This is a genomic window from Streptomyces sp. NPDC088812, from assembly GCF_044750285.1.
Lineage (GTDB): Bacteria > Actinomycetota > Actinomycetes > Streptomycetales > Streptomycetaceae > Streptomyces.
Window position 1 is genome coordinate 46,599 of record NZ_JBIVJP010000003.1, and the last position, 15,193, is coordinate 61,791.

10 protein-coding genes are annotated in these 15,193 nt (G+C 73.8%); 7 read left to right on the forward strand and 3 right to left on the reverse strand.

Features of this window, described 5'->3' with window-relative positions; genetic code table 11:
* Positions 1 to 36: 36 nt before the first annotated feature.
* A complete protein-coding gene (locus ACIP67_RS06380) occupies positions 37 to 1,416 on the reverse strand; it encodes an ABC transporter substrate-binding protein (protein ID WP_401688238.1) in 1,380 nt (459 codons plus the stop codon).
* Between the two features lie 267 nt (positions 1,417 to 1,683).
* Positions 1,684 to 5,571, reverse strand: a complete 3,888-nt coding sequence (locus ACIP67_RS06385; protein ID WP_401689238.1) for an FHA domain-containing protein — start codon at positions 5,569 to 5,571, stop codon at positions 1,684 to 1,686.
* A gap of 323 nt (positions 5,572 to 5,894) precedes the next feature.
* Between ACIP67_RS06385 and ACIP67_RS06390 the strand changes: the two genes are divergently transcribed.
* The 4 genes from ACIP67_RS06390 (at position 5,895) to ACIP67_RS06405 (ending at position 11,698) form a co-directional block, all read left to right on the forward strand.
* A complete protein-coding gene (locus ACIP67_RS06390) occupies positions 5,895 to 7,586 on the forward strand; it encodes a serine/threonine-protein kinase (RefSeq protein ID WP_401688241.1) in 1,692 nt (563 codons plus the stop codon).
* Between the two features lie 525 nt (positions 7,587 to 8,111).
* Positions 8,112 to 9,359: a serine/threonine-protein kinase gene (locus tag ACIP67_RS06395; RefSeq protein WP_401688244.1), complete on the forward strand. Its 1,248-nt coding sequence runs from the start codon at positions 8,112 to 8,114 to the stop codon at positions 9,357 to 9,359.
* A gap of 113 nt (positions 9,360 to 9,472) precedes the next feature.
* Positions 9,473 to 10,579, forward strand: a complete 1,107-nt coding sequence (gene prfB, locus ACIP67_RS06400) for a peptide chain release factor 2 (protein WP_401688247.1) — start codon at positions 9,473 to 9,475, stop codon at positions 10,577 to 10,579.
* A gap of 312 nt (positions 10,580 to 10,891) precedes the next feature.
* On the forward strand, positions 10,892 to 11,698 hold the full coding sequence (locus ACIP67_RS06405) for a hypothetical protein (RefSeq protein WP_401688250.1): 807 nt from the start codon (positions 10,892 to 10,894) through the stop codon (positions 11,696 to 11,698).
* Between the two features lie 84 nt (positions 11,699 to 11,782).
* On the opposite strand, the gene ACIP67_RS06410 is transcribed toward ACIP67_RS06405, so the two are convergent.
* Positions 11,783 to 11,974 (reverse strand): hypothetical protein, encoded by a 192-nt coding sequence (locus ACIP67_RS06410; protein ID WP_385073572.1) that lies wholly within the window; start codon positions 11,972 to 11,974, stop codon positions 11,783 to 11,785.
* A gap of 251 nt (positions 11,975 to 12,225) precedes the next feature.
* Between ACIP67_RS06410 and ftsE the strand changes: the two genes are divergently transcribed.
* From ftsE to ACIP67_RS06425, 3 genes are all read left to right on the forward strand, one after another.
* A complete protein-coding gene (ftsE, locus tag ACIP67_RS06415) occupies positions 12,226 to 12,915 on the forward strand; it encodes a cell division ATP-binding protein FtsE (protein WP_389523848.1) in 690 nt (229 codons plus the stop codon).
* A 36-nt stretch (positions 12,916 to 12,951) separates the two neighbouring features.
* Positions 12,952 to 13,869 (forward strand): permease-like cell division protein FtsX, encoded by a 918-nt coding sequence (gene ftsX / locus ACIP67_RS06420; RefSeq protein WP_401688255.1) that lies wholly within the window; start codon positions 12,952 to 12,954, stop codon positions 13,867 to 13,869.
* Positions 13,870 to 13,937: 68 nt separating this feature from the next.
* Entirely contained in the window at positions 13,938 to 15,107 is a 1,170-nt protein-coding gene (locus tag ACIP67_RS06425; protein WP_401688258.1) for a S41 family peptidase, read from the forward strand.
* Positions 15,108 to 15,193: the final 86 nt, after the last annotated feature.

The window sequence follows — 15,193 nt, forward strand, 5'->3', positions numbered from 1 at the left end:
GGAGCCCCCGCCGCCACGGCCGACTTCATGGCCGGCTCAGTTCCCGTACGCCGCTGCCGCGTCCGACTCCAGTTTCTTCTGGATGCCGGCCACGTCCGTCGGGTTCTTCAGGAAGTCCTGGAGGTCCTTCCACTCGCCCTTGCCGGGCGTGCCGCCGAACGCCTGCGGGGCCTGGTCGGACATGTCGAAGCGGAAGTCGTCGCCCGCCTCGATCAGCGCCTCGGCGATCGTGCGCTGCACGTCGTTCGGGTACGCGGAGAGATCGACGTTCTTGTTGGGCGACAGATAGCCGCCCAGCTTCGCCTGGATCTCCGCCGCGTCCGGCGAGGCCAGGAAGGTCGCCAGCGCCTGGGCGCCCTCGGAGTCCTTCAGGATCACCGCCGCGTCACCGCCGGAGACCACGGGCGCGGTGTCGCCGACCTTCGGGAACGGGAACACCTTCGCGTCCGTCCCCACCTCGGCTTTCGTCTGCCCGATGTTGACCTGCACGAAGTCGCCCTCGTAGACCATGGCGGCCTTGGGCTGGTCACCGCCGGTGAAGGTCTGGGTGACCGCTTCGGTGAACTCCGTCTGGAGGGCTCCGCCGGCGCCGCCCGCCACGTAGTCCTTCTTGCCCCAGATCTGCGCCAGCGTGGTCAGGGCCTGCGTCACGGAGGGGTCCGTCCACTTGATCTCGTGCTTCGCGAGCTGGTCGTACTTCTCCGGGCCGGCCTGGGAGAGGTAGACGTTCTCGAACCAGTCGGTCAGCGGCCAGCCGTCCGCGCCCGGGATGGAGAACGGGGTGACGCCGGAGTCGTAGACCGTCTGAGCGGTCGTCAGCAGCTCGTCCCACGTCTTTGGTTCACTCGCGCCCGCGTTCTCGAAGACCTGGGCGTTGTACCAGATCAGCGACTTGTTGGCGGCCTTGTAGTAGACGCCGTACTGGGTGCCGTCGACGGCGCCGATGTCCTGCCAGCCCTGCGAGTAGTTCTTCGCGAGCTCCGCCTTCGCCTCGGCGCCCAGCGGCTTGGCCCACTTCTTCTCCACGGCCTGCTGGATCGCGCCCGGCTGCGGGAGCATCGCGACGTCCGGCGGCTGACCGCCCGCGATCTTCGAGCCGAGGAAGTTGACGATCGGGTCCTGGGCGGGCACGAAGGTGACCTTCGCGCCGGTGCGTTTCTCGAACTCGGCCAGGACCTTCTTGAAGTTGGCCTGCTCGGCGCCCGTCCACACGGCGGCCACCTCGAGCGTCGTGCCGTTCAGCTTCGGGAGGGTGAGGGAACTGCCCGGCTCCTCGGCCGGGCTGCTCCCGCCTCCGCTGCTCTTGTCGTCGTCACTGCTGCACGCGGTGAGCGAGAGCGCGAGCGCTCCCGCGAGGAGTGCGGCGGCGGCCCTTGCGGTCCTGCGGGTCCGGCTGGTGTTGCTCGTGCTGCGCATCACTGCCCCGTTCTTCGTCCTCGTCGAAGGTCCGAGCGCTGTCCCGTGGGCACTGGTCTACGCCGGGTGCGAAAGGTCGGCAAGTACGCATGCGGTGTCAAGTGGGCGATCGTGACCGCGTCGTGACTGCGGGGTGCACTTTCGGCCGTACGCAGCCCGGCCGTACGCCGCCGTTGACGCCGCCCGGTCGTACGCTGCCGCTGTACGCCGTCGCCGCTGCTGTATGCCGTCCGGCCGGGCGGGGCTGCACCGTCCGGCCGGACGGTGCTACAGCAGCGACGGCACCTCGACCGCCGACACCTCGCGCGCCGCCCGTTCGAGCGCGCTGGCCAGCAGGGCCAGGTCGGTCGGGCCGTTGCCCAGCTCCCGCACCGGTCTGCGGGCCGGGGGGTCGCCCATGCGCTGCCACTCCAGGGGGACCACCGTGGGGCGCAGGGTCGCCGTGCGCGGGATGCGGCCGGTGACGCGGCCGCCCTGGAAGGGCGTGAGGCTGTCGTCCGCGCCCCGCAGCCGTCCGCGCCCCGGTGACGGTTCGTCGGCGCCGGAGCCGGGGGCGTCGAGGGTGATCCGCAGCGTGGCCTGCCGGGCGGGCTCCGAGTCGGCCGTACGGCCGCCGGGGCCGGCCGCCGCGACCAGATGGACGCCGAGCCGCTCGCCGTCGCGGGCCACCGCCTCCAGGGCGCGCATGACGGAGCCCGCCGCGGGCCGGCCGGGGGAGCCGAGGGCCGGTGAGACCAGGGCGTCCAGGTCGTCGACGACGACCACGAGCCGGGGCAGCGGCGGTGCCGCCTCCGCCCGCTGCCGGGCCGCCGCCCTGGGGCGCAGACGCAGCGTCGAGCTGGGCGGGGTGTCGAGATCGGCGGCGCCGGCTCCCGGGACACCCGGCTGCCACTGCGGGGCGACCGGTTGCCGGGGCGGCACACCGGGCTGCCGCTGCGGGCCGCCGGGCTGCCGTTGCGTCCCGCCCGGCTGCCGTTGCGGGCCACCGGGCTGCCGTTGCGGCACGATACGGCCCGAGACCGCGCGGTGCGTGTGCCACTCGGTGAAGTCGGACCGGCCGAGCAGTTCCGCCCGCCGCTTCAGCTCGGCGCTCAGCGACTGCGCGAACTCCCGCATCCGCACCGGATCGTTGGCGGTGAGATGCGTGGTGACGTGCGGTACGTCCGTACAGACGCGCAGGCCGTCGCCGTGGCCGTGGCCGTGGCCGTCGGCGCCCTTGCCCACGGTGTCCCGGCCGTCGAGCAGGACGATGCTCAGCCGGTCGGGGCGCTCGGCGGCGGCCAGCGACGCGACGGCCGCCCGCAGCAGCTCGGTGCGCCCGCTGCCGGGCGGGCCCTCGACCAGCAGGTGGGGGCCTCCGGCGACGAGGTCCGCGGTGACCGGGCCGCGGGGCCCGGCGCCGAGCACGGCCCAGGCCCGGCCGCCGAGGGCCTCGGCGTCGTCGGCCGCGTCCGCCCAGCGGGCCATCAGGGATGCGGGCGTCGCCCTCGCCAGACCCAGTTCGTCGAGGAGGCGGGCCGACTGGGGGAGGGGCGCGGAGACCCGCGGGGCGCGCTCGCTGCCGCCCGCGCCGTCCGGGCGCAGCGGGGCGAGTGCCCGCGCGAAGCGCTCCGCCCAGGCCGGGGAGACCGCGTCCACGGCCCCGGTCGTGCCGTGGCCCACCGGGCCGGGCCGCTGCGGGTCCGCGCCGCCCGGTGCGACCCTCAGCAGCCGCAGTGCGGTCGCCACGTCCCCGCTGAGCAGGGCGACCGCCCCGCACGCGCGGAACGTGGGCGCCGCCGCGCAGGCCGCCTCGTACGTCTCCGCCACCGGCGACGCGGGGGAGGCGGCGGCCGTCTCGGCCAGCGACACGACATGTATGCCGACGCGGGGACCCGCCGCCGCCAGCCGGGCCAGCGCCTCGCGCAGCTCCGCGCCGCCGGGGTCGCCGTCCACGACGACGACCGTGTACGGGCCCGGGGAGCCGTCCCGGCCGTCGTCGGCCAGCGCCCAGGAGGGGCGTCGGCCGGTGCCCCGGGGCGGCGGCGGAACGGACGCCGCGGACCCGCGTCCGCCGGCCCCTGCCCCTGCCCCTGTGTCTGTCTCCGTTCCCGTGGCCGTGTGCGGGTTCGTCGCCGGCCGTCCGGTGCCGGTGAGGGGGTCCTCCAGACGGCGCAGCAGTTCCTCGGCGCGGGCCGCGGCCTGGTCGTGGTCGTAGGCGAGGAGGAGACGGCAGTCCTGCCCGTGCGCGGGGCGCAGATGCGGGAGCCAGCCCAGCCAGGACCACTCGGCGACCCGCTCCTCCTCCGGACGCGCGCGGTCCGTGCTGATCAGCACGATCTCCAGGAGGTCCGGCGAGTGCAGCGCGGCGAGCTGGGCCAGCACGGCCCGCGCCAGACCGGCCAGGCGCGGGCGCGGCCCGGCCAGGCCGAGCGCCCCGGCCTCGCGCAGGCCCACGGTCACCGGTACGGCGGGCAGCAGGCCCGAGCCGTCGGGCGTCGCCCGGTCGGCGGTGCCGAGCCGGACCGCGAGCGCCTCCGGATGGCCCGGCCCGCGCTCCCACAGACGCGGGCCCGGGCCCAGCGCGGCCAGCAGCAGCGCGGCCGGGTCCGGCCAGGTGTCCGGTACCGGCGGCACGCCGGCGGCCGCCTCGGGGCCGGTCGGTTCCTCGGGGCGCGCCTCGGGTGCGGCCGTGTCCTGGTCGCCGCCGCGGCCGCCGGTCAGGCGCCGCGCCCACGCCGAGAGACCGCCGCGTCTGCGCAGGCCCTGCGGCACGTCGGTGCCGCGCAGCGGGGTGCCCTTGCGGCGGTTGGCGGCACCCTCGTCGTCGTACGGCGGGGCGGCGGGCCGGGGGGCGGGGGCGTGCGGGCCGCGGGTCCCGGAGGGCGTCCCGTCCGACGCGAAGGAGCCGAGGCCGGCGCGTCCGCCGTGCGTTGCTCCGGAGCCGGAGCCGGAGCCGGAGCCGGAGCCGGAGCCGGAGCCGGAGCCGTCGCCCCCGGCCGCGGGCCGGGCGCCCGTACGGCTCTCGACGCGCGGGGAACCCCCCTGGACGGGCACCACGAAGGCGCTCCCGGGCACGTGGTCCCGGTCGCCCCGGGCCGGGCGGGACGCCGCGGAACCGCTCCAGTCGACCGCGCCGTGGGTGTGGCCGGTGGGGTCGGTGGGGCCGGAGGGATGGGCGGGGTGGGCGGGGCCGGAGGGGTGCGAGGCGCTGCCGGAGGGAGAAGAGGAGTTCCCCGGGCGAGAGGGGGCGCCGGAGGGAGAAGAGGAGTCCCCGGGGTGCGAGGGGGCGCCGGAGGGGTGACGGGGGCCGGAGGTCTCGGGAGGGGCCGGGGGACGCCAGGGACCCGAGGTGTGGGGGAGGCCGGTGGTGCCGCCCGCGCGGGCGGACGGGATGCCGGCGGTGCCGGCGCCCGCCTCGCGCGGGTGCCCCGCTGCCGCCGGGCCCGCCCCACGCGCGTGAGTCGCGTCCGCCGCCGGTACGCCGTCGGCCGGCGCGCCTTTGCACGCCACCCGGACGTGCCCCTCACCGTCCGGTGTCGTCGCCACCCGGGCGCCCGGCCCCCCGGGCGGAGCCAGCCGCAGGGCGGACTCACCCACCCGGAGCAGGGCGCCGGGGGCGAAGCGCAGGGGGCGGCTCTGGACGCGGACGCCGTCCAGGGTGGTGCCGTTGGTGGACCCGAGGTCGGCGACCGTGACGCGGCCGTCGGCCTCCAGGGTGACCGCGCAGTGCAGCCGGGAGACGTCCGGGTCGTCGACCGGGACGTCGGCGTCGGCGGAGCGGCCCACGCGGACCTGGCCGCCGTGCAGCAGATGGACCCCGCCGGCGTCCGGGCCCGCCACCACGTCCAGCCGGGCCGGGGCGTCGTCGACCTCGGGATGCGGCTCGGGGTCGGCCGGGGCGGCCACGGCCAGCACGGCGCCGTCGACCAGCGGCGGCTCGCCCAGCGTGCAGCGCCCGGTGTCCAGCCGCTCCGCGCCCGTGTACAGCACGGGCTGCGCTCCCCCGGACGGAGCGGCGCCGCCCTCCCCGGTGACCGCCGCGGCCAGGGCGGACGCCACCGCGGCCAGGGCCGTGCCGGCGGGCGCGGTGACCAGCACGTCGCAGCTCGCGGCACGGCCGCGCGCCCCGGCGGGCGGGGCCTGCGGGTCTACGACGGTCAGCCGGATCTGCATCGCCGTCAACGGTCCCTTCTGCCCGGGCGCGGACTTCCCCCACCCCGCCGAGCACTCGGCCAGTTACTGCACGCATCCTCGCACCTGCCGCCGACAATCCGCCCGCCACCCGAAGAGAAGTGATCTTGATTGGTCGGCTCTGCCCGCAAAAGTGCCTGACGCGTGTCCCACCCGTGATCAGTTGAGATCGGTCACGTCCCGGCCCGGCAACCGTCCGGACCGGCGGGTGCGTCTCTTCTTCCAAGCCTTGCCACGAAGGCCCCGGCACTACAGTGGGTCGGAACATCGCAACACAGGCAAGCAAGCAGCAGGGAGCGCGTGACGTGCGGCCAGTCGGCAGCAAGTACCTGCTCGAGGAGCCGCTCGGACGCGGCGCCACGGGCACCGTCTGGCGAGCCCGCCAGCGGGAGACCGCGGGCGCCGAGGCGGCCGTGCCCGGCCAGCCCGGGGAGACCGTCGCGATCAAGGTCCTCAAGGAGGAGCTCGCGAGCGACCCCGACGTCGTGATGCGCTTCCTGCGGGAGCGCTCCGTCCTGCTGCGCCTGACCCACCCGAACATCGTCCGGGTACGCGACCTGGTCGTCGAGGGCGATCTGCTGGCGCTGGTCATGGACCTCGTCGAGGGCCCCGACCTGCACCGCTACCTGCGCGAGAACGGCCCCTTCACGCCCGTCGCCGCGGCACTGCTGACCGCGCAGATCGCCGACGCGCTCGCCGCCAGCCACGCCGACGGCGTCGTCCACCGCGACCTGAAGCCGGCCAACGTCCTGCTGATGCAGAACGGCGGGCAGATGCACCCGCTGCTCACCGACTTCGGCATCGCCCGCCTCGCCGACTCCCCGGGCCTGACCCGCACCAGCGAGTTCGTCGGCACGCCCGCGTACGTCGCGCCGGAGTCCGCCGAGGGCCGCCCGCAGACCTCCGCCGTCGACGTCTACGGCGCCGGCATCCTGCTGTACGAGCTGGTCACCGGCCGTCCGCCGTTCTCCGGCGGGTCGGCCCTGGAGGTACTCCACCAGCACCTGAGCGCCGAACCGCGCCGCCCCTCCACCGTCCCCGACCCGCTGTGGACGGTCATCGAGCGCTGTCTGCGCAAGAACCCCGCGGAACGCCCCAGCGCCGAGAACCTCGCGCGCGGGCTGCGGATCGTCGCCGAGGGCATCGGGGTGCACGCGAACTCGATGCAGATCGCCGCCGCCGACGGCGTGGGCCACCTCCTCGCGCCCGACCCGGCGCCCGCGCCCGTGCCGGGCGACCCGGCCGGCGCCTACGACCCCAACGCCGCGACCAGCGTCCTGCCGCACACCTCCGGTCCCGGCACCCCGCCCGGCGCGGCCGACCCCACCGCCGTCCTGCCCCACACCGGGGGCCCGGCGGGCGCGGCCGACCCCACGGCCGTCCTGCCGCCGGTGCCTCCGCACCAGCCCGGCGGACAGGGCGGGCAGCCCGAGGATCCCCACCCCTGGCAGAACCAGTTGCGCGCCGCCCGCGACCGCAACGAACAGACCCAGGTGCAGTACCTCGACCCGAACGAGGACCCGCTGCGCCGCCGCCCCCAGCGGCAGGTCGCCCGCCCCCAGCAGCAGCCGCACCCGCAACAGCAGCAGCGCCCGCAGCAGCGGCCCCAGCAGCAGGGCTACGGCCATCCGCAGCAGCAGCCGCAGTACGCCCCGCAGCCCCAGCGGCAGCCTCAGAGGTACGCGCCGCAGCCGCAGCAGCCCCCGCAGCGGCCCGCGCCGGAGCCTCGCCAGGCCCGTCCGCCGCGCGAGCCGCGGCAGCGCAGCGCCAACCCGATGAAGATCCCCGGCCTGGGCTGCCTCAAGGGCTGCCTGTTCACGATCGTCATCCTCTTCGTGGCCGGGTGGCTCATCTGGGAGCTCAGCCCGCTCCAGGACTGGATCGGCTCCGGCAAGGGCTACTGGGACCAGCTGACCACATGGGTCGGCGACATCGCCGGGTGGATCGAGGACCTGGGAAGCAGCGGATCGAGCAGCGACACGACCGGCGGCGCCTGAGCGACGACGATGCCCGCCACGGCGAGCCCTGCCGCGGCGATGCCCGTCGACGCGATCCCTGCCGAGGTGATCCCTGCCGCGGTGATGCCCCGCTGCGGCGGTCTCTGCCGCGGCGAGCCCTGCCGCGGCGATGCCCGTCGACGCGATCCCTGCCGAGGTGATCCCTGCCGCGGTGATGCCCCGCTGCGGCGGTCTCTGCCGCGGCGAGCCCTGCCGCGGCGATGCCCGTCGACGCGATCCCTGCTGGGGTGATCTCTGCTGCGGTGATGCCCGCTGCGGCGATCTCTGCCACGGCGAGCCCTGCCGCGGCGATGCCCGTCGACGCGATCCCTGCTGGGGTGATCTCTGCTGCGGTGATGCCCCGCTGCGGCGCCCCGCCGTGGTGACTCCTGCTGCTGCGCAGGCCGGATCCGACCGCGACTTCGGGGATTTGTCGACTCCTGACGGGTGATTTCCGTCTCCGCGGTGAAGCTTGGCTCGTCGGACGCGTACTTTTGTCGGCAACACGCGTCTGTAGGAGCAGTCTTGGCACGGAAGATCGGCAGCCGGTACACCGCCCACCAGATCCTGGGCCGGGGCAGCGCCGGCACGGTGTGGCTGGGCGAGGGGCCGGACGGACCCGTCGCCGTCAAGCTGCTGCGCGAGGACCTCGCGTCGGACGAGGAGCTGGTCGGCCGCTTCGTGCAGGAGCGCACCGCCCTGCTCGGCCTGGAGCACCCGAACGTGGTCTCCGTACGGGACCTGGTGGTCGACGGCAACGACCTCGCCCTGGTCATGGACCTCGTCCGCGGCACGGACCTGCGCACCCGCCTGGAGCGCGACCGGCGCCTCGCGCCCGAGGCCGCCGCCGCGATCGTCGCCGACGTCGCCGAGGGGCTCGCCGCCGCGCATGCGGCCGGGGTCGTGCACCGGGACGTCAAGCCGGAGAACGTGCTGCTGGACATGCAGGGCCCGCTGGGCCCCGGCGGCTCGCACCGGGCGCTGCTGACCGACTTCGGGATCGCCAAGCTGATCGACACCCCCAAGCGGACCCGCGCCACGAAGATCATCGGCACCCCGGACTACCTCGCCCCCGAGATCGTCGAGGGCCTCCCCCCGCGCGCCTCCGTCGACATCTACGCCCTCGCCACGGTCCTGTACGAGCTGCTCGCGGGCTTCACCCCGTTCGGCGGCGGGCACCCGGGCGCGGTGCTGCGCCGCCATGTCACGGAGACGGTCGCCCCGCTCCCCGGCATCCCCGACGAGCTGTGGCAGCTGCTCGTCCAGTGCCTGGCCAAGGCCCCGGCCTCCCGTCTGCGGGCCTCCGAGCTGGCGGCGCGGCTGCGGGAGCAACTGCCGACGCTGGCGGGGATGCCGCCGCTGGACGTCGACGAGCCCGACGCGGAGACGGCGCCGGAGGGCCGCCGGGAGGAGACGGCACCCGCCGCCGAGCCCCCCGCCCCCGCCGGCCGGGCCCGCCGGGGCTCGGTCCCCCTGGTGCCCGGCGCCAAGCCGGACTCCAGCCGGGACACGCACACCTCGATGCGGGTGCCGGCGCCCGACGAGCTGGCCGGGGGCGCGCACGGGACGGCACGGGTGCCGAGGGCGGCAGGGGCGCCGCGCCCCGGCTCCGCGCGCAACCGCGCGGCGACCCGGCGCCGCCGGATCACGCTGGGCGTGGCCGCGGTGGTGCTGCTCGCCGCGGTGGGTGTCGGCACCTGGGCGGCGACCTCGGACGACGACCCCGGCACCGGCCCCGGGGACACGAAGAACTCGGCACCGGCCTCGCCGTGACCCGTCCCGTCACCGGGGGCCGCCGTCCCCGGTGACGGCCGCGTCCGCGCCGGGGAGCGTCCGAGGCCCGGTCTCCTGCCGTCCACGCCTGGCGGAGCCGTTACGCTGGAGGCGTGGCAGTCGTCGATGTATCCGAAGAGCTCAAGTCCCTCTCCTCGACCATGGAGTCGATCGAGGCCGTTCTGGACCTCGACAGGCTGAGGGCAGACATCGCCGTGCTCGAGGAGCAGGCGGCCGCGCCGTCCCTGTGGGACAACCCGGACGAGGCGCAGAAGATCACCAGCAAGCTGTCCCACCTCCAGGCCGAGGTCAGGAAGGCCGACGCGCTGCGCGGCCGGATCGACGATCTCGCCGTGCTGTTCGAGATGGCCGAGGAGGAGGACGACCCGGACACCCGCGCCGAGGCCGAGTCCGAGCTCGCCGCCGTCCGGAAGGCGCTGGACGAGATGGAGGTCCGGACGCTCCTCAGCGGTGAGTACGACTCCCGTGAGGCGCTCGTCAACATCCGCGCCGAGGCCGGTGGCGTCGACGCCGCCGACTTCGCCGAGAAGCTCCAGCGGATGTACCTGCGGTGGGCGGAGCAGAAGGGCTACAAGACCGAGGTCTACGAGACGTCGTACGCCGAGGAGGCCGGCATCAAGTCGACCACCTTCGCCGTGCAGGTCCCCTACGCCTACGGCACCCTCTCCGTCGAGCAGGGCACGCACCGCCTGGTGCGCATCTCGCCCTTCGACAACCAGGGCCGCCGCCAGACCTCCTTCGCGGGCGTCGAGATCCTCCCCGTCGTCGAGCAGACCGACCACGTGGAGATCGACGAGTCCGAGCTGCGGGTGGACGTCTACCGCTCGTCCGGGCCCGGCGGCCAGGGAGTGAACACCACCGACTCCGCGGTGCGCCTCACCCACATCCCCACCGGCATCGTCGTCTCCTGCCAGAACGAGCGGTCGCAGATCCAGAACAAGGCGACCGCGATGAACGTCCTCCAGGCCAAGCTGCTGGAGCGGCGCCGGCAGGAGGAGCAGGCCAAGATGGACGCCCTCAAGGGCGACGGCGGCAACTCGTGGGGCAACCAGATGCGGTCGTACGTCCTGCACCCGTACCAGATGGTCAAGGACCTGCGCACCGAGTTCGAGGTCGGCAACCCCGAGGCCGTGTTCAACGGGGAGATCGACGGCTTCCTGGAGGCCGGGATTCGCTGGCGCAAGCAGCAGGAGAAGTAGTCTCGTAGGTTTGTCGACAAGGCAACTGCCCCCGGAGAGGGGGTGGTTGCCTTTTGTCTTGCCCGCGCTTTCCCGGATGTCTGGGTTTTACATCACACTCACAGCTTCAACTTCCGGCAAAGCGTGTCGTCCTGGACATCACGTGCGCAACGACCTTGACGTTGCTTAAAAAAATAGGAATCGTGCAGTGTGGCATGCGTATCTCTGGGGCGCATGTGAACCGGGGGCCTGTGCTACATCCCAGCTGCCTCCGTCGATCACCGCCCGGAACGCGGCCTCTTTGACGAATCGGCTACTGGGGGTAGCAACCATATGACCAGGAAGACGCGCGTCCGTATCGCGCGCATCGCCGCGGGCGCAGTGATCGCCGCGGGCGCCTCGCTGACGGTGGCGGGCGTGGCTTCGGCCGACGAGATCGGCCTCGACGCTCTCGTGACCACGTACGAGGGTGACGACGACGGGGCGGACCCGTGCGAGGTCGTCCCCACCAACCCCGAGTGCGGCAATGAAGCCGGTGGCAACGACGCTGGTGGTGAGGAGTCCGCCGGTGGCAACGACGCCGGTGGTGAGGAGTCCGCCGGCGGGAACGACGCCGGTGGCAACGAGTCCGCCGGTGGCAACGACGCCGGTGGTGAGGAGTCGGCCGGCGGGAACGACGCCGGTGGCAACGAGTCCTCCGGTGGCAGTGACTCCTCCGGCGGCAGCAGCTCCAGCAGCGGCGGTTCTTCCAGCAGCTCCGGCGGCAGCACCACCACCACGGGTGGCAGCACCACCACCGGCGGCTCGGACTCCTCCACCGGCGGCTCCGCCTCCACCACGGGCGGCAGCAGCTCCACCGGCAGCTCCACCACCACGGGTGGCTCCACCACCGGCGGCTCCGGCACCACGCCCGACGGCACCTCCGTCCAGGAGGCCGGCACCTCCGCGCTGACCGACACCTCGGACGCGACCACCAGCACCGACACCACCGCCCAGGGCGGTGGCGAGGAGCTGGCCGAGACCGGTGCCGGCCAGACCACGTTCCTGATCATCGGCGCGGCGACGATGATCGCCGGCGGCATCGGCTTCCGGGTGCTGCCGCGTCTCGTCGAGGGCCGTGGCGGGGCGGCGGCTGCCTGACGGTAGTCGCGCCCGTACCCACGGTACGCGGACACGCGAAGGGGCCCGGAGCCGACAGCTCCGGGCCCCTTCGGCGTCGTACGGCTACGCGCTCTGGTGGGCCAGCAGCGCCACCGCCGCCACCAGCACCGCCAGCAGTGCGATCAACGCCATCGGGTTGAGCCCCGCGAAGAAGTTCTCCTGCTGCATCCGCTCGCGGTTGGCGCGGCACACGGGGCACCGGCCCTCGCTCACGGGCGCCGCGCAGTTGGCGCACACCAGCCGGTCATACGTCATGCGCTCGCCCTCCTCGCACCGGTTCCAGGTATCTCAACGCTCGCGGAGGCGCGAACGTTCCCCCACCCACTGTGCCAGGTTCCCGCGGAGGGTGCGCGGGAGCTCCCGCAAGCCGCCCGGCCGGGCCCTTCGACGCGTCCCGTCGGTACAAAAGGGCACAACCGCCACGCAACCGCAACCGGTGCCTGCGCGTGCGTACCCGGTTCGCGTATGGTCACGCTCATCTACCCCCGGCGACCCGTGGTGCATCCGTGATCCGATTCGACAACGTCTCCAAGGTCTACCCCAAGCAGAGCCACCCCGCACTCAGGGATGTCTCCCTCGAAGTGGAGAAGGGTGAGTTCGTGTTCCTCGTGGGGTCCTCGGGCTCCGGAAAGTCCACCTTCCTGCGGTTGATCCTCCGCGAGGAGCGGTGCAGCCACGGTCAGGTGCACGTCCTGGGCAAGGACCTCGCGCGGCTGTCCAACTGGAAGGTGCCGCAGATGCGTCGCCAGCTGGGGACGGTCTTCCAGGACTTCCGGCTCCTGCCGAACAAGACGGTGGCGGAGAACGTCGCCTTCGCGCAGGAGGTCATCGGCAAGTCGCGCGGCGAGATCCGCAAGTCCGTGCCGCAGGTGCTCGACCTCGTCGGGCTCGGCGGCAAGGAGGACCGGAGGCCCGGCGAGCTCTCCGGCGGTGAGCAGCAGCGCGTGGCCATCGCGCGGGCCTTCGTGAACCGGCCCAAGCTGCTGATCGCCGACGAGCCCACCGGCAACCTCGACCCGCAGACCTCCGTCGGCATCATGAAGCTGCTCGACCGGATCAACCGGACCGGTACGACCGTGGTGATGGCGACGCACGACCAGAACATCGTGGACCAGATGCGCAAGCGCGTCATCGAGCTGGAGAAGGGCCGCCTCGTCCGCGACCAGGCACGCGGCGTCTACGGCTACCAGCACTGACCGCGACCGTCCACGGAAAGGCCTGAACAACACGCCATGCGCGCCCAGTTCGTACTGTCGGAGATCGGTGTCGGTCTCCGTCGCAACCTGACGATGACCTTCGCCGTCATCGTCTCCGTCGCCCTGTCGCTCGCCCTGTTCGGCGGGTCGCTCTTGATGAGCGACCAGGTCGGCGCCATGAAGGGCTACTGGTACGACAAGGTCAACGTCTCGATCTTCCTCTGCAACAAGAGCGACGCCGAGTCCGACCCCAACTGCGCCAAGGGCGCGGTGACCGACGACCAGAAGAAGCAGATCACGTCCGACCTGAAGAAGATGTCGGTCGTCGACACGGTCACCCACGAGTCCCAGGACGAGGCCTACAAGCACTACAAGGAGCAGTTCGGCGACTCCCCGCTGGCCGCCTCCCTCACTCCGGACCAGATGCAGGAGTCGTACCGGATCAAGCTGAAGGATCCGGAGAAGTACCAGGTCATCGCGACCGCTTTCGACGGGCGCGACGGCGTGCAGTCCGTGCAGGACCAGAAGGGCATCCTCGACAACCTCTTCGGGCTGCTGAACCTGATGAACCGGGCCGCGCTCGGCGTCATGGCGCTCATGCTCATCGTCGCCCTGCTGCTGATCGTCAACACGGTGCGTGTCTCGGCGTTCAGCCGTCGGCGGGAGACCGGGATCATGCGGCTCGTGGGCGCGTCCAGCTTCTACATTCAGGCGCCGTTCATCATGGAGGCCGCCGTCGCCGGCCTGATCGGCGGCGCGCTCGCCTGCGTCTTCCTGGTCGTCGGCCGGTACTTCACCATCGACCACGGCATGGCCCTGTCCTCCAAGCTGAACCTGATCAACTTCGTCGGCTGGGACGCCGTGCTGACGAAGCTTCCGCTCATCCTCGCCACGAGCCTGCTGATGCCCGCGCTGGCGGCGTTCTTCGCGTTGCGCAAGTACCTGAAGGTGTGACGCATGCCAACGGGGCCGTACGGGCAAGCCACCGTGCGGCCCCTCGGCGTTCCCCTAGACTCGCCGCCATGTCAGGCCGTGATCCCCTGAGTTCGCCCCGCCGCTTCGGCCGCGGGGCCGCCCTGACGGTGGTGTTCGCGAGCGTCCTCGTCGCGGGCGCGGCGACCGGCTCACTGCCCGTCGACGGCCGAGGTGCCCCGGTCGAACGGTCGCAGGCGGCCGCTTCCCGTCCGGAGGCCGAGGCGGTCACCAGGGCCGCCGAGGAGGCGATGGCCGACGGCAAGTCGCCCCTGGAGGCCGCCGAACGCGCCGTCAGCCGCAGCGGGGACCGCTGGGCGGCCGTCTACTCGGAGGGCGAGTACGAGGAGTTCGCGGAGGCCCTCGACGGCCGGTACACCGGAGTCGGCCTGGAGGCGCGCCGGGAGCGGGACGGGCTGATCGAGGTGACCGAGGTGCGGTCCGGGTCGCCCGCGGCCGCCGCCGGGATCCGCGCGGGCGACCGGCTGCGCAGCGTCGACGGGAAGGCGGTCGACGGCCGCCCGGTCACCGAGGTCGTCGCGCTGCTGCGCGGCGACGCGACGGACGCGCCCGCCGGCACCACCGTCCGCCTCGGCCTGGAGCGCGGCACGCGCGCGTGGACGCAGACCCTGCGCCGGGCCCGTCTGTCCGCCGACTCCGTCACCGTGCGCGCGCTCGGCGCGAGGGCCACCGTCATCACCGTCGCCGCGTTCACCCGGGGGGTCGGTGACACCGTCCGCACCGCCGTCCGTGCGGCGCCGGCCGACGCCGGGATCGTGCTGGACCTGCGGGGCAACTCCGGCGGCCTGGTCACGGAGGCCGTCTCCACCGCCTCCGCCTTCCTCGACGGCGGCCTGGTCGCCACCTACGACGTCGACGGCGAGCAGCGGGCCCTGCACGCCGAGCCCGGCGGCGACACCGACCGGCCCCTGGTGGCGCTCGTCGACGGCGGCACCATGAGCGCGGCCGAGCTGCTCACCGGCGCCCTTCAGGACCGCGGCCGCGCGGTCGTCGTGGGCTCGCGCACCTTCGGCAAGGGCTCGGTGCAGATGCCGAGCGAGCTGCCCGACGGTTCGGTCGCCGAGCTGACCGTCGGCCACTACCGCACTCCGTCCGGCCGGGCCGTCGACGGCACCGGCATCACCCCGGACCTGGAGGCCGACGACGGGGCGCTGGAGCGGGCGGAGACCGTGCTGAGCGGACTCGGCGACGCGTCCTGAGCCGGCCGGGTCCCTTCGCGGCGCACCTCGTGATCGCTCGCGGCGCACTTCGTGATCGGTCGCGGCGCACCTCGTAATCGGCTTTC